Genomic DNA, 17,488 nt, shown 5'->3' with positions numbered 1-17,488 from the left:
CAACCGGTGAGCCCGCGTCCGTTCCGCTTCGGCGTCAACCTGATGACCTCCGCCCCTGCCGACGAGTGGCGGGCCAAGTGCCGGCGGGCCGAGGAACTCGGCTACGACGTGATCCTGGTCCCCGACCATCTCGGCATGCCCGCGCCGTTCCCGGCCCTGGTCGCGGCGGCCGAGGCGACACAGCGTCCAAGGCTGGGCACGTTCGTGCTCAACGCCGGTTTCTGGAACCCGGCGTTGCTCGCCCGCGAGGTCGCGACCACCGACGCCCTCACGGGCGGACGGCTCGAACTCGGCCTCGGCACCGGCTATGTGAAGGCCGAGCACGACACGGCGGGTCTGCCATGGCTGCCCCCGGGTGAGCGCGTGGACCATCTGCGGCACACGATCGAGGAGCTGTACCGGCTGCTCGCCTCCGAGGACCTCCCTCACTCCCGAATCCGCTCGAGCGGGGGGACCCCCATGCCGCAGCAGGTGCAGAAGCCCCGGGTGCCGCTGCTCGTCGGCGGCAACGGCGACCGCGTGCTGCGCCTGACCGCCGAGCACGCCGACATCGCGGCCTTCACCGGCGCGCGCTCGGTGCGGGGCAGCTCAACGGGACAGCTGGAGGTCATGCTCGCCGGGGAGCTGGAGGAGCGGGTCGCGCTGTACCGGGAGCTGGCTGCGGCTGCGGGCCGCGAGAACCCGGAGCCGGAGCCGGCGGAGCTGAACCTGCTGATCCAGTTCGTGCTCGACACCGACGACCGCGAGGCCGCCGTACAGTCCCTGATGGAACGGGTCCCGTACCTCACTCCGGACCAGGTCCTGGAGCTGCCCATCGGTCTCATCGGCACCGTGGAGGAGATGGCCGCGCAGGTACTGGCGCAGCGCGAGCGGTACGGGTTCACCTATCTGACCGTCCTCGAACCCAGCATGGAGGCGTTCGCGCCGGTGATGGCGCGGCTGCGCGGCAAGTAGCCGTCCGGATGCTGGAATTCCGGGTGCCGTCCGGTCCCCCGTGATGTGATCACGGCATGACTGATCTGCGGATACGGGCCGCTACGGCCGACGACCTCGACGCCGCGCTGGCCTTCTGGAAGACGGCCGCCGAGGGCACGAGCATCAGCGACGACCGGGACGGCGTGGAGCGGTTGGTCGCCCGCGACCCCGAAGCGCTGATCCTTGCGGAGCTGGAGGGGGAACTGGTCGGCACGGTGATCGCGGGTTTCGACGGCTGGCGCTGCCATCTGTACCGGCTCGCGGTGCATCCGGAGCGCCGGCGGCGGGGTATCGGCTCGGCCCTGCTCTCCGCCGCCGAGGAGAGGTTCGTACGACTCGGCGGGCGCCGTGGCGACGCGATGGTGCTCCAGCGCAACGAGACCGCGCACCATGCCTGGCGCGCGGCCGGGTACGCGCCCGAAGACAAGTGGCGCCGGTGGGTGAAGCATCTGACCGACTGAGCCGGGCATGACGGCCGGGACGAGGCACTTTGCCCACCCTTTACTATTGGGGACCGCTTCGGTCCTCCCATGAAAGGTGTGAGCGTCCGCCCATGGACGAGCCTCCCAGTACCCGACATCGCGCGATCCTCCCCACCCTGTCCGACCATGGGACGGAGGTGACCCGATGACCGAAGTGATCCTCCTGCTGGTGGCGATCCTGCTGTCGCTCGCCTGCGGTGCCTTCGTCGCGGCCGAGTTCTCGCTGACCACGGTCGAGCGCAGCGAGCTGGAGCGGGCCGTCGAGCGCGGCGAGCGGGGCGCTTCCGGCGCCCTGAAGGCCGTACGGAACCTGACCTTCCAGCTCTCCGGCGCGCAGCTCGGCATCACGGTCACCAACCTGGTCGTCGGCATGCTCTCCGAACCGTCCATCGCCAAACTGATCGCGGGCCCGCTGGAGTCGCTCGGCGTCTCCAGCTCGGCGTCCGGCTCGATCGCGCTCGTCATCGGTACGGCGCTGTCGACGGTCGTGCTGATGGTCGTCGGCGAACTGGTGCCGAAGAACTGGGCGATCTCCTCGCCCCTGGCCGTGGCGAAGACGGTCGGCAACGCGCAGCGCTGGTTCAGCGCGATCTTCCGCCCCTTCATCACGCACCTCAACAACACGGCGAACCGCGTCGTGCGCCGCTTCGGCGTGGAGCCCACCGAGGAGCTGGCCGCCGCACGCGGCCCCCAGGAGCTGGCCGCCCTCGCCCGGCACTCGGCCCGCGAGGGTGCCCTCGAGGCGGACACCGCCGAGCTCTTCGTACGGACCCTGAACCTGGCCGACCTGACCGCGGAGAACGTCATGACCCCGCGCGTCCAGGTCATCGCCCTGGAGGCGCAGGCGACCTGCGAGGACGTGGCGAACGTGACGCGGGCGACCGGGCTGTCCCGGTTCCCCGTGTACCGCGGCAGCCTCGACTCGGTCGTGGGCACCGCGCACATCAAGGACATCCTGGCGGTGCCCGCCGAACGCCGGCCCCGGGTCTCCGTCGCCGAGCTGATGCGCGAGCCGCTGCTCGTCCCCGAGACGCTCACCGTCGACCGGCTCCTCGACCGGCTGTCCGGCAAGCGCACCATGGCCGTGGTCATAGACGAGTACGGCGGTACGGCGGGCGTGGCGACGCTGGAGGACATCGTCGAGGAGGTCGTCGGCGAGGTGCGGGACGAGCACGACCCGCATGAGACGCCCGACCTCGCCCACGCGGGCAGTGACGCGGAGGGCCGGGAGCTGTACTCGGCGGACGGATCGGCGCGGGTGGACCAGCTCGCGCGCGTGGGCCTGAGGGCACCGGAGGGGCCGTACGAGACGCTGGCCGGCCTCGTCGCGACGGAGCTGGGCCGTATTCCCGCTGTCGGTGACTGCGTCGAGGTGGCCGGCTGGCGGCTCGACGTGGTGGACGCCGCGGGCCGCCGGGCCGCCCGAGTGCTGCTGCACGCACCGTTCGACGACGCGACGCAGAACGAGAAGCACGACAAGTACGACAAGCACGAGAAGCACGAGAAGTACGAGAGGAACGAGAAGGAGGGCGGGCGATGACCGCCGTACAGCTGTTCATCGGTTTCCTGACGCTGGTCGTCAACGCCTTCTTCGTCGGCGCCGAGTTCGCGCTGATCTCGGTGCGGCGCTCACAGATCGAGCCGTACGCCGACCAGGGCGACAGGCGCGCCAAGAGCGTGCTGTGGGGTCTCCAGCACGTGTCCGCGCTGATGGCGGCCGCGCAGCTCGGCATCACGCTGTGCACGCTGGTCCTCGGTGTCGTCGCGGAGCCCGCGATCGAGCATCTGCTGGAGCCGGTGTTCCACGCGGTGGGCGTGCCGGAGGGCGCCGGGCACGTGGTCTCCTTCGTGATCGCGCTGACGCTGGCCACCTATCTGCACATGCTGCTCGGCGAGATGGTGCCGAAGAACATCGCGCTGGCCGAGCCGGTGCGCAGCGCGCTGGTGCTCGGTCCGCCGCTGGTCACGCTGTCCCGGGCGCTGCGGCCGGTCATCTTCACGATCAACGCCTTCGCCAACACGCTGCTGAAACTGCTGCGCGTCGAGACCAAGGACGAGGTCACGGCGACCTTCTCGGACGCCGAGCTGGCCCGGCTGGTGCGCGACTCCGGCGAGGCCGGCCTCATCGACGAGCGCGCACGCGAGCGGCTGCACGACGCCCTGGAGCTGGGCCGCCGGCCGGTGCGCGACGTGGTCCTCCCGCTGGAGCGCGTCGTCTACGCGCGCGTGGGCGTCACGCCGGAGCAGCTGGAGGCGCTGTCGGCCGAGTCGGGCTTCTCCCGCTTCCCGGTCGTGGACGAGGGCCGCCGGATCGTCGGCTATCTGCATGTGAAGGACGCCCTGGACGCCCCCGCACGGGACGTGCCCTTCCAGGTGCGGGACATGCGTCCCATCGCCCGCGTCCGGGAGAGCACCCCGCTCGACGACGTCCTCACGGCCATGCGCGGCAGCCGCACACACCTGGCGGCCGCACTGGGCGGCGACGGCCGGCTGGCGGGGCTGGTGACCATGGAGGACGTGCTGCGGGAGCTGTTCGGGCAGCGGGCCTGAGGGCCGACCGACTGATGGGTATGGTCCTCGGGCTACCATTTCTGTCGCCATGCAGACGAATCCCACTTACAGCAGCCTGGTCGCGGTCGGCGACTCCTTCACCGAGGGCATGTCGGACCTGCTCCCGGACGGTTCCTACCGGGGCTGGGCCGACCTCCTCGCCGGGCGGATGGCCGCCCGTACACCCGGCTTCCGCTACGCCAACCTCGCGGTGCGCGGGAAGCTGATCGGGCAGATCGTCGAGGAGCAGGTCGACGTGGCGGCCGCGATGGGCGCCGACGTGATCACTCTGGTCGGCGGGCTCAACGACACCCTGCGGCCCAAGTGCGACATGGGACGGGTGCGCGGCCTTCTGGAGGAGGCCGTGGAGAAGCTGGCCCCGTCGTGCCGGCAGCTGGTGCTGATGCGCAGCCCGGGACGGCAGGGACCGGTCCTCGATCGGTTCCGGCCACGTATGGAGGAGCTGTTCGCCTGCGTCGACGAGCTGGCCGGGCGGCACGGCGCGATCGTCGTCGACCTGTACGGGGCGCCGTCGCTCGGCGACCCCCGCCTGTGGGACGTGGACCGGCTGCATCTGACGGCCGAGGGGCACCGCCGGGTCGCGGAGGCGGTGTGGCAGACGCTCGGCTACGACCCCGAGGACACCGAGTGGCGTACGCCGATACCGGCCACGCTGCCGCCTGGGTGGGTCGCACGGCGGGTCGCGGACGCCCGGTTCGCCCGGCAGTACCTGCTGCCGTGGATCGGGCGGCGGCTGACCGGTCGGTCCTCCGGCGACGGGCTGCCGGCCAAGCGGCCGGAGCTGCTGCCGTACGAGGGCCCGGCGGCGTAGACCCGGCCAGGGGTGGGGACAGCACGAAGGTGCCGGGCTGTCCACCCGGCACCCTGCGGCTTCCTACTGACGCGACGCGGCCCGGCTTCGCCGGTACAGGACGGTTCCGGCGATCAGCAGCGCCCCACTTGCGGCGATGCCCCCGACGACGCTCTCGATCCCGACGCCGGTCTCGGGCATGTGGGGGTGCTCCTTCCCCGGAGGCGTCGGCTTGTGCTCGTGGGGCGGCGGGGTGGGCTCGCCGGGCGAGTCCTCGCCATAGCCGTACCCGTAGCCGTCCTCCTCCGGCTCCTCGGCGCCGTAGCCGCTCGGCTCCTCCTCGCCGTAGCCGTAACCGCCCGGCTTCTCGTCGCCGTAGCCGTGGTCCTTCGGCTCGTCGTCGCCGTAGCCGTACCCGTAGCCGGTCGACTTCTTGTCGTCGTGGCCGTATCCACTCGACTTCTCCGCGCCGTAACCGTGGTCCTTCGGCTCCTCGGCGCCGTAACCGTGCTCCTTCGGCTCCTCGGCGCCGTAACCGTGATCGCTCGGCTTGTCGGCGCCGTAACCCTGCTCGCTCGGCTTCTCCGCGCCATAGCCGTGGTCGCTCGGCTTCTCGGTGCCATAACCTTGGCTGCTCGGCTCTTCCGCTCCGTAGCCGGAGTTGCCATATCCGGGGGTGCTGTTGTCAGAAGCCGGCTGCGACGCACCCATGTGGCTGAACTTTTCGTTCAGCTCACCGAATTTGTCCTGCATCTCGCCGATTCTCTCGTGCATCCTGCCGAATTTGTCGTGCATGTTGGCGAGTTTGTCGTCGAACTCGTCCAGCCCGTCCGAGCCCCATGGATCCGTACGGCCTGACAGTGCAGCGGCGGAGTTCACCACGGTCCCCTGCACGCGTGGGGCCGAGGACGCGCATGTGCCGTACAGAGAAAGGGCGCTCGTCGTGGCGGCGGCCACAATCAATCCCCTGGTCAGGGCCTGTCGCATTCTCGTTTTCTCTCTCTCGGGCGGAAGGGGGAAAGCCGACGGTCGGTCATGGACGCGATGTCGTCGATTGCCGGGATTAGCGAGGTCGTCGCAGGAGCCGTGATGCCGCACGTTCACCATCGCCACGACGTGCAGACTATGAACGAGAAAGGGAGGTCCCAGGAAGCGAGGACGCGATGACAGCCAGGGAATTCACCCGATCGCCCGCCGAGATCGGCGCCCACGGGACCAAATCCCGTCGAGACCGCCCGTCCGTCCTGCAAGCGGTCTCGCAGTCCGGCGGACGGACTGCATGTGGAGCAGCTCTGACCTGGGACGCTCCGCGCTGGACAGCCGACCGGGGCCCGCCGGGTGACGGGTAAACTCCGTACACGTGACTTCTGCGCCCGCCAAGCCCCGCATCCCGAACGTCCTCGCCGGACGTTACGCCTCCACCGAGCTCGCCACGCTCTGGTCCCCCGAGCAGAAGGTGAAGCTGGAGCGGCAGCTCTGGCTCGCCGTGCTGCGGGCCCAGAAGGACCTCGGCATCGAGGTGCCGGACGAGGCGCTCGCCGACTACGAGCGTGTCCTGCACACCGTCGACCTGGCCTCCATCGCCGAGCGCGAGAAGGTCACGCGGCACGACGTGAAGGCGCGCATCGAGGAGTTCAACGACCTCGCCGGGCATGAGCACGTGCACAAGGGCATGACGTCCCGGGACCTCACGGAGAACGTCGAGCAGCTCCAGATCCGCCTCTCGCTGGAGCTGATGCGCGACCGTACGGTGGCCGTGCTGGCGCGCCTCGGAAAGCTGGCCGGTGAGTACGGCGAGCTGGTCATGGCCGGCCGCTCCCACAACGTCGCCGCCCAGGCCACGACGCTGGGCAAGCGGTTCGCGACGGCCGCCGACGAGCTGCTCGTCGCCTACGGCCGGGTCGAGGAACTCCTCGGCCGCTACCCGCTGCGCGGCATCAAGGGCCCGGTCGGCACCGCGCAGGACATGCTCGACCTGCTCGGCGGGGACGCGTCGAAGCTGGCGGACCTGGAGAACCGGATCGCCGGCCATCTGGGCTTCTCACAGGCGTTCACCTCCGTCGGCCAGGTCTACCCGCGCTCCCTCGACTACGAGGTCGTCACCGCGCTGGTGCAGCTGGCGGCGGCGCCGTCGTCGCTGGCGAAGACGATCCGGCTGATGGCCGGGCACGAGCTGGTGACCGAGGGCTTCAAGCCGGGCCAGGTCGGCTCCTCCGCGATGCCGCACAAGATGAACACCCGCTCCTGCGAGCGCGTCAACGGCCTCATGGTGATCCTGCGCGGCTACGCCTCGATGACGGGCGAGCTCGCGGGCGACCAGTGGAACGAGGGCGACGTGTCCTGCTCGGTGGTGCGCCGGGTCGCGCTGCCGGACGCGTTCTTCGCGCTGGACGGGCTGCTGGAGACGTTCCTGACGGTGCTGGACGAGTTCGGCGCGTTCCCGGCGGTCGTGGCCCGTGAGCTGGACCGTTACCTGCCGTTCCTCGCCACCACCAAGGTGCTGATGGGCGCGGTGCGCGCGGGCGTCGGCCGTGAGGTCGCGCACGAGGCGATCAAGGAGAACGCCGTCGCCTCCGCGCTGGCGATGCGCGAGCAGGGCGCCGAGCGCAACGAGCTGCTCGACAAGCTGGCCGCCGACGCGCGCATCCCGCTCGACCGCGCCGCGCTGGACGCGCTGATGGCCGACAAGCTGTCCTTCACCGGCGCCGCTGCCGAACAGGTCGGCGTCGTCGTCGGCCGCATCGAGGAGATCGTGAAGCAGCGCCCGGAGGCCGCCGGTTACACGCCCGGGGCCATCCTCTAGCGCGCCGCTCGGCATGGCGCGCTTCACCGCCGAGCAGTTGGAGGCCGCCCGCGACCGTCTGGTACCGGACGTAATCGCGGACGGCCTCCATGTGCTGTTCTGCGGCATCAACCCCGGTCTGATGACGGCCGCGACCGGCCATCACTTCGCCCGCCCCGGCAACCGATTCTGGCCGGTCCTGCACCTGTCCGGCTTCACACCGAGACTCATGAAACCGTCGGAACAGCAGGAGTTGCTGTCCTACGGCCTGGGCATCACGAACGTCGTGGCACGGGCGACCGCACGGGCCGACGAGCTGAGCGCGGAGGAGTATCGCGAGGGCGGGCGGCTGCTGGCGACGAAGGTGGAGCGGCTGCGGCCGCGTTGGCTGGCCGTGGTCGGCGTCACCGCGTACCGGGCCGCGTTCGACGACCGCAAGGCTCAGGTGGGCCCGCAGGAGCGGACGATCGGGGACACGCGCGTGTGGGTGCTGCCGAATCCGAGCGGGCTGAACGCGCACTGGACGGCGGCGTCGATGGCGGAGGAGTTCGGGCGGTTGCGGACGGCAGCCCAGGGCTGACGGATCGCGCCGGGGCCCGGCGGATCACGCCGGGGTCTGAAGGGTCACGCCGGGGTCTGAAGGGTCACGCCGGGGTCTGAAGGGTCACGCCGGGGTCTGAAGGGTCACGCCGGGTCGATCTCCGTGACCACGCCGAGCAGCTGCACGTCGTCGGCCTCGTCCTGGTCGGCGACGACGACCGCGACCCAACGGCCCGTCCCCTCCGCTTCCCAGACGCACGCCACGCGGGCGCGTGCGCTGAGCGAGGCCCAGGGCTCGGGTATCTCCTCCAGCGCGGTACGCAGCGAGACGGTCTGGAGGTTGTAGGGGGCCGTCTCTCTCCAGCGGTCCGCGAACTGATCGTCCAGGGCGTCGCGGTACTTCTCGTACTGCTCCACGGTCTCCGCACGGGTCCCACAGTCGCCGTGACTGCTCTCTAACACCACGATGTGGTACCCGGGGCCGCTCCTGTCGCCGTTCGACGAGGTGTGCTCCGCCGCGAACGGGCGGAAGCACAACTCGTCGATGAGGGCGATGTGCCGTGCGATGTTCATGCGTTCCAGTAAACCCGGCCCCACTGACAATTGGCGTGTCGTCAGGCGTCCCGCCGCCGCACGCTCCACGCCCCCGCCAGCAGCGCGGCCGCCGTCCACAGCGCGGTCACCGCCAGGCCGGACCACGGTCCGAGGGTGCCGTCGTACGTCTCGTGCAGGACGATCTGTCCGGCCTTGTCGGGCAGGAAGTCGGCCACGGTGCCCGCGGCGTCGCCGATGACGAAGGACACCACGAGGATGAACGGGATCAGGAGAGAGAGCGTGGCCACTCCGCTGCGGAGCACGGCGGTCAGGCCCGCCGCGAACAGGGCCATGAGCATGAGGTAGATCCCGCAGCCCAGGACGCCGCGCACCTGCTCGCCCGTCGTGACCCCGTCCGCCGCCGAACCCAGCCCCGCCCGTGCCACGACGTACGCCGTACCGGCGGTGACGAGGCCGACGAGCAGTGCCGGCACGGCGATGGCCGTCACCTTGGCGGCGAACCACCGTCCGCGCCGCGGCACCGCGGCGAGCGTCAGCCGGAGCGCACCCCCGTGGTACTCCGACGACACGGCCATCGCGCCGAACGAGATGGCCGCGATCTGCCCGGGCAGGACACCGGACAGCGCGGTGAACAGCGGATCGGACTCGGGGTCGGAACTGCCGTCGGTGCCCGCCAGCGCGGAGAACGCCGTGGTCGCGGCGAACAGTGCGAGCAGCGCTCCCGGCAGCGAGCGGAGCGTGCGGATCTTGAGCCACTCCGAGTGGAGCGCGGGTGCGAATCCCATGGTTCAGGCCTCCTGGGGCTGTGCGGTGAACTCGGCCTCGGTCGCTGTCAGGTCGAGGTAGGCCTGCTCCAACGTGGCTTCCTCCGCAGCGAGTTCGAGGAGGGGGACACCGGCCTGCGAGGCGATGCGGCCGACGTCGTCCACGCGCGCGTGGCGCACGGTCCAGTGCCCGTCCTCGTGCTCGACGGCGTCGTGACCGTGTCGGTCGAGGGCCGTCTTGAGCGCGGTGGCATCCGTGGTGCGGACGCGGACGCGGGGCTCCACGCGTGCGTGGATGAACTCGCGCATCGGGGTGTCGGCCAGCAGGCGCCCCCGGCCGAGGACCACCAAGTGGTCGGCGAAGGACGCGGTCTCGTTCATGAGATGGCTGGACACCAGGACCGTGCGCCCCTCCCCCGCGAGACGGCGCAGCAAGGCGCGGATCCAGATGATGCCCTCGGGATCGAGGCCGTTGGACGGCTCGTCGAGCATGACCACCTCGGGGTCGCCGAGGAGGGCTGCCGCGATGCCGAGCCGCTGGCGCATGCCCAGGGAGTACGTCTTCACCCTGCGGCGCGCGACCGAGGCGAGCCCGGTCTCCTCCAGCACCTCGTCCACCCGGCGGACGGCGATGCGGTTGCTCACGGCGAGGACGCGCAGGTGGTCACGGGCGGTGCGGGAGCCGTGCGCGGCCTGGGCGTCCAGCAACGCGCCCACATGGCGCAGGGGTTCGCGCAGGTTCTCGTAGGCGCGGCCCCCGATCGTGACGGTTCCGGACGTCGGCCGGTCGAGGCCGAGCACGAGCCGCATGCTGGTGGACTTTCCGGCGCCGTTGGGGCCGAGGAAGCCGGTGACCCGGCCGGGGAGGACGGTGAAGGTGAGGTCGTCCACGGCTCGTCCGGTGCCGTACTCCTTGGTGAGGGCTTGGACTTCGATGCTTGTCATGGCAGCAGCCTGGCCGTCGGGGGCGGGTGGGGGCCTCCCCCGCCCGAGGAGATCGTCTCCCCCGTGCGGGGGAGGTCCGTTGTCAGTGGTGGCTGGCACGATGACGAAATGGTCCGTTTGCTGCGCCCGTTCGGTCGGGTGGTGACGTACACACGATTGCTGCATTTGTGCATCGTCATCGTGTGGCCGTCGATGCTGCTGTTCATCAAGGAAGCGTGGTGGACCTGGGTGCTGGCGGCCGCGCTGCTCGCGCCCGTCGGGCTCGTGCCGGCGATGCGCAGCGTGGAAGGGCTCCAGGCAAGGCTGCTGCTGACCGGTCACCGGCAGGACAGTGGAAGCACCGGCATCGTCGTCACGCCGTCCGCCTCCTGGGGCGACCGGGCCCGGCTCGTCGTGTGGCTGGAGGTGCGGCTCCTGCTCGGCTGCGCGACCTCGATGTTCACCTTCCAACTGCTCCTCGCCTCGGTGGACTTGGTGTCGTCCGCCTTCGGTCGCGACGTCGAAGAGGGCGCGCTGCTCCCCCTGGAGGGCCACCACTGGTGGCACGTCCTGCTCGCACCCTTGTCGCTGGGGGCCCTGGCGCTGACCGTGGTCGGCTCGGGTCACCTCATCACCGCCCTCGCCCACCGCCTCCTGGGCCCCTCCCCCGCCGAGCGACTCGCCGCCTTGGAGGAGCGCACCGAGCAGCTCCTGGAACGCACCCGTATCGCCCGTGAACTCCACGACTCCATCGGCCACGCCCTGACCGTCGCCGTCGTCCAGGCGGGCGCCGCCCGCGCCGCCGGCGATCCCGCCTTCACCGACCGTGCCCTGGAGGCCATTGAGGAGACCGGGCGGGCCGCCCTGGAGGATCTGGAGCGGGTCCTCGGCGTCCTGCGAGAGTCCGGCCGGCCGGTCAGCAGCCGGCCGACGCTCACGGACGCGGACCGGCTGCTGGAGTCCGCGCGGGCCTCCGGCACCAAGGTCGACATCGACATGACCGGGCCGTTGGACACGGTGCCCGGGCCGGTATCCCGGGAGGGCTATCGCATCCTGCAAGAGTCGCTGACCAACGTGCTGCGGCACGCGGACTGCGCCCCGGCACGCGTCCGTGTCGCCGTCGCGGACGGCACGCTCACCCTGGAGGTCCGCAATCCGCTCGCCGATGACATACCCGGGCCCGGCAGAGGCAGCGGTCTGCGCGGGATCCGCGAGCGCGCGGCACTGCTGGGCGGACACGCGCGAACCGGCCCCGACCAAGGGGACTGGCAGGTGCATGTCGAGCTGCCATTGAGTTGATCTAGGCTGGCCGGATGCCGGTCACCGTTCTCCTCGTCGACGACGAACCCCTCGTACGCGCGGGTCTGCGGGCCGTGTTGGAGGCGCAGCCGGACATCGAGGTGGTCGGTGAGGCGGCCGACGGGGCGGCGGTGATTCCGCTGGTACGGCAACTGCGGCCCGACGTCGTGGCCATGGACGTACGGATGCCGCTGCTGGACGGGATCGAGGCCACGCGCGCGGTGCTGCGGACGGTCGACGCACCGCCGAAGATCGTCGTCGTCACGACCTTCGAGAACGACGAGTACGTGTACGAGGCGCTGCGGGCCGGCGCCGACGGCTTTCTGCTGAAGCGGGCCCGGCCGGCCGAGATCGTGCACGCCGTGCGACTGGTCGCCGAGGGTGAGTCGCTGTTGTTCCCGGCGTCGGTGCGGCAGCTCGCCGCTCAGTACGGCGACGACGGCGGGAACAGGGCGGCGCGGGCGGTCCTGGACCGGGCCAGGCTGACCGACCGGGAGGCCGAAGTGCTGCGGCTGATGGCAGGCGGCCTGTCGAACGCGGAGATCGCCGCCCGGCTGGTGGTCGGGACCGAGACGGTGAAGTCCCATGTGAGCGCCGTTCTGGCGAAGCTGGGGGCGCGGGACCGCACGCAGGCGGTGATCACGGCATACGAGTCGGGGTTCGTGACGCCGGGGTGACAGCCGGCGGGGACAGGCCGGCCGGACCGACCAGTAGGTCGTCGGGGTGCCCGCCTCTCGCCGGGGTGCGCCGCGGCGAGTACCATCCGCCCAACATGCGCACGAGCTGGGAGGACGGACGTTGGGGCAGCTGACCGGCGGGGACCCCTCGCTGCTGCGAAGGATCAACTCCGCGGTGGTGCTGCACGCGCTGCGTGCCACGGACGCCGCCACACTGACGGAGATCACCCGGGTGACCGGACTGTCCCGGCCGACCGTCGAGGGCGTCGTCGAAGGGCTCATCGAGGCGGGGTACGTCGTCGAGAAGGCGGCCGACGAGAGTGTCGTGCGGCGGCAGGGCCGGCCCGCGCGGCGGTTCCGGTTCCGGGCCGAGGCGGGTCATCTGCTGGGGGTGGACATCGGCGCGCATCGGGTCGCCGCGCTCCTCGCCGACCTGGACGGCCGGGTGCTGGGCGCCATCGACAAGGACGTCGACGAGACGGCTCCGGCCGACGAGCGGCTGGAGCGGGTGCGTACGGCGGTCGCCGAACTGCTGCGCCGGGCGGGTGTGGCACGCGGCTCGCTGCGGGCCGTCGGCGTCGCGACGCCGGGCATCGTCGAGGCCGACGGGACCGTGCGGCTGGGCGCCGCGCTGCCCGAGTGGACGGGGCTACGGCTGGGCGAGCGGCTGAGCCGTTCCTTCAAGTGCCCGGTCCTGGTGGAGAACGACGCCAACGCGGCGGCCGTCGCCGAGCACTGGAAGGGATCCGCCACCGAGTCCGACGACGTGGTGTTCGTCCTGGCCGGGCTGAGCCCGGGTGCCGGTTCGCTGATCGGCGGACAACTGCACCGGGGGTTCGGCGGCGCGGCCGGCGAGATCGGCGCGCTGCACCTCCTGGGCCGCGAGGCGACACCGGAGACCCTGCTGTCCACCACGGACGAGCCACTGCGCCCTCTCGACGAGCGCGCGGTCGCCGAGGTCTTCGCCCAGGCCCGCAAGGGCGACCAGCGTGCCCTCGCGGCCGTCGACCGCTTCATCCAGCGCCTCGTCCACGACGTGGCCGCGCTCGTCCTCGCCCTCGACCCCGAGCTGGTCGTCGTCGGTGGCTGGGCCGCCGGCCTGGACGGCGTACTGGAGCCGCTGCGGCGCGAACTGGCCCGCTACTGTCTGCGCCCGCCGAAGGTCGCCCTGTCCCTCCTCGGCGAGGCGGCCGTGGCGACGGGCGCGCTGCGGCTCGCCCTCGACCATGTGGAGGAGCAGCTGTTCGCGGTGGAGGGGACGGTGACGGGGCGGCGCTGACGACGCACCGTCCGTGCCGGTGAACGCGACGCGCCCCGGAGTGGCTCCGGGGCGCGGCATGTGCGGGTACGGCGGTCAGGACGCCTGGCGCTCCGGGTCCTGGCGGATCTCCACGCGGCCGGAGTCACCGAAGGTCAGCCGGCAGGTGTCCGCGCGGTACGTGGCGACGGAGAGCGCGGCGGTGCGGCCCTCGGCGATGTAGCGGGTGGTGACGACGAGGACGGGGGCCCCGGGGAGGCGGTCCAGCTCCTTGGCGTCGTCCGCGCGGGCCGAGCCCAGCTCGACGGCGCTCTCCTGGCCCTCCAGTTCCATGCGCTGAAGCTCACGCAGCACGGCACGCGCGCGTGCCGCTCCGCACGGGGCGTCGATGGCGGAGAGGTCGGGCACCGACGACTCCGGGATGTAGAGCAACTCGGCGGCCACGGGCTGGCCGTGCGTCACGCGGGAGCGGCGCACGGTGTGCACGGGCTCGTCCCGGCCGCTGTCCAGGGCGGCGGCCACGGACGCGGGCGGCACCGCCTGCGTGCAGTCCACGGGCTGCCAGACGTCGTCCGGCGCTCCCGGCCAGGCGTGCTGCTCGCTGCCGACGGACACACCCACGCGCGGCGGGGCGACGGTCGTACCGACGCCGCGGCGGCGCTGGAGCCTGCCCTCCAGTTCGAGCTGTTCCAGGGCCTGGCGGAGCGTGGCCCTGGCGACGCCGAAGCGGGCGGCCAGGTCGCGTTCGTTGGGCAGAATCTCGCCCACGGTGAATTCGGAGTCCAGTGCTTCACTGAGCACGGTCCTCAGGTGCCAGTACTTCGGTTCCGGCACCGATTCCAGCTGCGTGGTCCCCACCCTGTCCTCCGCAATCGCCGTGGCCCAGCGGCGTTTTAGCGCCCTTGTTTATTAAAGGTTGTTGCACTTATCAGCGACCATAGGGCGGCCCTCACCCTTGGTCAATACCAATCCGGGAACGTTCACGGGCCGGCTCGGGCCGCCGCGCCCATGACGCGGCGGCGGGAGCTACGCCGTTGCCAGCGAGGTGAGCTTGTCGGGGTTGCGGATGATGTAGACCGCCTGGATCCGGCCGTCCAGGACGTCCAGCTGGAAGACGCTGTCGGGCTTGTCGCCGGAGTGCACCAGCACCGCGGGGCCGCCGTTGACCTCCAGGAACCGGAAGGACACGTCGGCGGCGCCCTTCTGCGCGGCGCCGATGAGGAAGCGGCCCACCTTGTCGGCGGTCTCCAGGACCCGCACCGGCGCCTTGGCCTTGCCGCCGCTGTCGCCGACGAGGCGGACGTCCGGGGCCAGCAGGGACATGAGCCCCTCCAGGTCGCCCTCCGCCGCCGCGGCCAGGAACCGTTCGGTGAGATCGCGCCGCTGGACGGGGTCGACCTCGTACCGAGGCCGCCGCTCGTCGACGTGCTTGCGGGCCCGTCCGGCGAGCTGGCGCACGGCCGCCTCGCCGCGGTCGAGCATGGCGGCGATCTCGGTGTACGGGTAGCCGAAGGCCTCCCTGAGGACGAACACCGCCCGCTCCAGCGGCGACAGCGACTCCAGGACGACGAGGACGGCGAGGGAGACGGAGTCGGCGAGGACGGCCCGCTCGGCGGTGTCCGGGACGGCGTCCCCGAAGTCGGTGACGTACGGCTCCGGCAGCCAGGGGCCGACATAGGTCTCGCCCCGCGCCTTGACCTGGCGCAAGCGGTCGATGGCGAGCCGCGTCGTGACGCGCACCAGGTAGGCGCGCGGTTCGCGCACCTCGGACCGGTCGGCGTTGGACCAGCGCAGCCAGGTCTCCTGTACCACGTCCTCCGCGTCGGCCACGCGGCCGAGCATGCGGTAGGCGACTCCCAGGAGGACGGGGCGATGCTCTTCGAAGACGTCGGTCTCGGTGTAGGTGGTCACTGTTCCATCCCATCCGACGCGTCCGGCGGTGTCCAGGCGAAATCGGCGCCACGGGCGCGGTCGTTCAACCATGAGGCGGGGATGGCACGTTGCGGGTCACACCTCCCCGAGGATCACCGGCCGCCAGGGTCTACCCGCCGGTAGCAATTGCTGACAAGCTGTCTACGGCCGTCCGTCGGCGTGTCCCAGACTCCGTCAGCGTGTCCCAGACGAGGAGCACCCCATGTCCGCCACCGTCTCCTTCCAGGTCGACTCCCCGCACGGCCCGCAGAGTGTGAGCGTCGACTACGCGCGCGTGGGAAGCGGTGAACCGCTGCTCCTACTGCACGGGATCGGGCACCACCGGCAGGTCTGGGACCCGGTGGTGGACATCCTCGCGACCGAGCGCGACGTCATCTCCGTGGACCTGCCCGGCTTCGGGACGTCCCCGGGCCTGCCCGACGGCCTCGCCTACGACCTGGCCACGACGACGGCCGTGTTCGGCGCCTTCTGCGAGGCGATGGAGCTCGAACGGCCGCATGTGGTGGGCAACTCTCTGGGTGGTCTGATCGCGCTGGAACTCGGCCGCGAGAAGCTGGCGCGGTCCGTGACCGCCCTCTCCCCGGCCGGCTTCTGGTCCGAGGCCGAGCGCCGCTACGCCTTCGGTGTGCTCCTCGCGATGCGGCGCATCGCGCGGCGGCTGCCGCTGCCCCTGGTGGAGCACCTTTCCCGGTCGGCGGCCGGCCGTACGCTCCTGACCAGCACGATCTACGCGCGCCCCGGCCGCCGGTCACCCGATGCCGTGGTCGCCGAGACGCTGGCCCTTGCGCGGGCCACGGGCTTCGACCAGACCCTCGGCGCCGGTCGGGCCGTCCAGTTCACCGACGACATCCCGGGGATCCCGGTCACCGTGGCCTGGGGCAGCAGGGACCGGCTGCTCGTGCGCCGCCAGGGTGTGCGCGCCAAGCAGATCATCCCCCGGGCCCGCCTCGTCCGGCTGCCCGGTTGCGGCCACTGCCCCATGAACGACGACCCTGCCCTGGTCGCGCGCGTCATCCTCGACGGCAGCCGCTGACTCGCGCGGGGTACGCACGCGTGCGGTGAGCCCGCGCGGGGTGCGCGTCAACGCGCCGGAGCCCAGGGCGACTCCGGCGCCGACCAGGGCACTGCCGAGGGCCTGGACGGCGCCGTAGGAGCCGGTTCCGACGAGCGGGGCGGTGCAGGCGGCGGCGACCGGGATGAGGCCGGAGAAGAGGGTGGCGCGCTCGGCGCCGATCCGCTGCATCCCGATGTACCAGCACACGAAGCCGACGACGGTCACGATCACGGCCTGCCACAGGAGAGCCAGGGTCTCGGTGGTGTCGGGCCGGCGCAGCCACGCGGTGCCGTCGAGGAGCAGGCCCGCCGTCGCGGACTCCACGGCAGCGATCCCGCACACCACGGCGGACAGCAGCCGCGGGCCCAGCGGGCGCAGGACGGGCACGGCCAGGACCGCGAAACCGACCTCGCCGATCAGCGCGCACACGGAGAAGGCGATGCCGACGCCGTCCGTGCGACCCCAGCCCTGCACGGTGAACGCGCCGACCGCGACGAGTGACGCCCCGTACAGGACCGTCCGTTGCGGTCGTCGCCGCCCGTCCAGCAAGGGCACGACCACGGCAACCACCACCGGAGCGCAGCCGACGAAGACGCCGGGGACGGCCGGTTCGGCGGTGCGCTCGGCGGCGATGACGGCCAGGTTGAAGCCGACCATGCCGACCGCGGCGAGGACGACGAGGCGAGCCCACTGACGCGCGGTGAGCGCGCGCAGCCGGGCCGCGGCGCCCCGCCCGGCGAGGGGGACGAGCAGGAGACAGGCGAGGCCGTAGCGCACGAACTGGCCGCCGGCGTACGGGTAGTCGCCGAGGAGGCTGTTGGCGGTGAAGGATCCTCCGACGAGGACGCAGGCGAGCGCGGCGAGGAGGGCTCCGCGCATGGTGGT

General features: G+C 71.7%; 17 protein-coding genes and 1 pseudogene. 11 read left to right on the top strand and 7 right to left on the bottom strand.

Features of this window, described 5'->3' with window-relative positions:
- Positions 1-42: 42 nt before the first annotated feature.
- The 5 genes from KUM44_RS36455 to KUM44_RS36435 all read left to right on the top strand — a co-directional run bounded on the left by KUM44_RS36455 (position 43) and on the right by KUM44_RS36435 (position 4,839).
- Positions 43-954: an LLM class F420-dependent oxidoreductase gene (locus tag KUM44_RS36455; protein WP_254390645.1), complete on the top strand. Its 912-nt coding sequence runs from the start codon at positions 43-45 to the stop codon at positions 952-954.
- A gap of 56 nt (positions 955-1,010) precedes the next feature.
- Positions 1,011-1,436: a GNAT family N-acetyltransferase gene (locus KUM44_RS36450; RefSeq protein WP_217214042.1), complete on the top strand. Its 426-nt coding sequence runs from the start codon at positions 1,011-1,013 to the stop codon at positions 1,434-1,436.
- Positions 1,437-1,602: 166 nt separating this feature from the next.
- Positions 1,603-2,997, top strand: a complete 1,395-nt coding sequence (locus KUM44_RS36445; protein WP_217214041.1) for a hemolysin family protein — start codon at positions 1,603-1,605, stop codon at positions 2,995-2,997.
- Positions 2,994-4,007, top strand: a complete 1,014-nt coding sequence (locus KUM44_RS36440) for a hemolysin family protein (RefSeq protein WP_217214040.1) — start codon at positions 2,994-2,996, stop codon at positions 4,005-4,007. Before KUM44_RS36445 ends, KUM44_RS36440 begins: the two co-directional genes overlap by 4 nt.
- 49 nt (positions 4,008-4,056) lie before the next feature.
- Positions 4,057-4,839, top strand: a complete 783-nt coding sequence (locus tag KUM44_RS36435) for an SGNH/GDSL hydrolase family protein (RefSeq protein ID WP_217214039.1) — start codon at positions 4,057-4,059, stop codon at positions 4,837-4,839.
- A gap of 63 nt (positions 4,840-4,902) precedes the next feature.
- Here KUM44_RS36435 and KUM44_RS36430 read toward each other — a convergent pair whose 3' ends face one another.
- Positions 4,903-5,697, bottom strand: coding sequence for a hypothetical protein (locus tag KUM44_RS36430; protein WP_217214038.1), 795 nt, complete (start codon positions 5,695-5,697; stop codon positions 4,903-4,905).
- Between the two features lie 481 nt (positions 5,698-6,178).
- Between KUM44_RS36430 and purB the strand changes: the two genes are divergently transcribed.
- Together purB and mug are read left to right on the top strand one after the other, a co-directional pair.
- A complete protein-coding gene (gene purB, locus KUM44_RS36425; RefSeq protein WP_217214037.1) occupies positions 6,179-7,621 on the top strand; it encodes an adenylosuccinate lyase in 1,443 nt (480 codons plus the stop codon).
- A gap of 13 nt (positions 7,622-7,634) precedes the next feature.
- Positions 7,635-8,180, top strand: coding sequence for a G/U mismatch-specific DNA glycosylase (gene mug / locus KUM44_RS36420; protein ID WP_217214036.1), 546 nt, complete (start codon positions 7,635-7,637; stop codon positions 8,178-8,180).
- Between the two features lie 104 nt (positions 8,181-8,284).
- Here mug and KUM44_RS36415 read toward each other — a convergent pair whose 3' ends face one another.
- The 3 genes from KUM44_RS36415 to KUM44_RS36405 are packed head-to-tail and all read right to left on the bottom strand — an operon-like array spanning position 8,285 to position 10,404.
- Entirely contained in the window at positions 8,285-8,713 is a 429-nt protein-coding gene (locus KUM44_RS36415) for a hypothetical protein (RefSeq protein ID WP_217214035.1), read from the bottom strand.
- A 41-nt stretch (positions 8,714-8,754) separates the two neighbouring features.
- Positions 8,755-9,480 (bottom strand): ABC transporter permease, encoded by a 726-nt coding sequence (locus tag KUM44_RS36410; RefSeq protein ID WP_217214034.1) that lies wholly within the window; start codon positions 9,478-9,480, stop codon positions 8,755-8,757.
- Between the two features lie 3 nt (positions 9,481-9,483).
- Positions 9,484-10,404 (bottom strand): ABC transporter ATP-binding protein, encoded by a 921-nt coding sequence (locus tag KUM44_RS36405; RefSeq protein ID WP_217214033.1) that lies wholly within the window; start codon positions 10,402-10,404, stop codon positions 9,484-9,486.
- A 108-nt stretch (positions 10,405-10,512) separates the two neighbouring features.
- On the opposite strand from KUM44_RS36405, the gene KUM44_RS36400 reads away from it, so the two are divergent.
- From KUM44_RS36400 to KUM44_RS36390, 3 genes are all read left to right on the top strand, one after another.
- Entirely contained in the window at positions 10,513-11,682 is a 1,170-nt protein-coding gene (locus KUM44_RS36400) for a sensor histidine kinase (protein ID WP_217214032.1), read from the top strand.
- 14 nt (positions 11,683-11,696) lie between these two features.
- The gene (locus KUM44_RS36395) at positions 11,697-12,359 is read left to right on the top strand and encodes a response regulator transcription factor (protein ID WP_217214031.1); all 663 of its coding nucleotides are present in this window, start codon (positions 11,697-11,699) and stop codon (positions 12,357-12,359) included.
- A gap of 121 nt (positions 12,360-12,480) precedes the next feature.
- Complete coding sequence (locus tag KUM44_RS36390) at positions 12,481-13,638, top strand: ROK family transcriptional regulator (RefSeq protein ID WP_217214030.1); 1,158 nt, start codon at positions 12,481-12,483, stop codon at positions 13,636-13,638.
- Positions 13,639-13,713: 75 nt separating this feature from the next.
- On the opposite strand, the gene KUM44_RS36385 is transcribed toward KUM44_RS36390, so the two are convergent.
- Both KUM44_RS36385 and KUM44_RS36380 read right to left on the bottom strand, forming a co-directional pair.
- Entirely contained in the window at positions 13,714-14,475 is a 762-nt protein-coding gene (locus KUM44_RS36385; RefSeq protein WP_217214029.1) for a GntR family transcriptional regulator, read from the bottom strand.
- 168 nt (positions 14,476-14,643) lie between these two features.
- Entirely contained in the window at positions 14,644-15,528 is an 885-nt protein-coding gene (locus tag KUM44_RS36380) for an RNA polymerase sigma-70 factor (protein WP_217214028.1), read from the bottom strand.
- A 223-nt stretch (positions 15,529-15,751) separates the two neighbouring features.
- On the opposite strand from KUM44_RS36380, the gene KUM44_RS36375 reads away from it, so the two are divergent.
- Positions 15,752-16,582, top strand: coding sequence for an alpha/beta fold hydrolase (locus KUM44_RS36375; protein ID WP_217214027.1), 831 nt, complete (start codon positions 15,752-15,754; stop codon positions 16,580-16,582).
- Between the two features lie 75 nt (positions 16,583-16,657).
- Here the strand turns inward: KUM44_RS36375 and KUM44_RS36370 are convergent.
- Positions 16,658-17,482, bottom strand: a pseudogene (locus KUM44_RS36370) (EamA family transporter); the annotation flags it as partial.
- Positions 17,483-17,488: the final 6 nt, after the last annotated feature.

This window comes from Streptomyces sp. AC550_RSS872, from assembly GCF_019049285.1.
Taxonomy (GTDB): Bacteria; Actinomycetota; Actinomycetes; order Streptomycetales; family Streptomycetaceae; genus Streptomyces.
The sequence above is the reverse complement of the archived record's forward strand: the minus strand, read 5'-3'. Positions and strand labels throughout refer to the sequence as shown.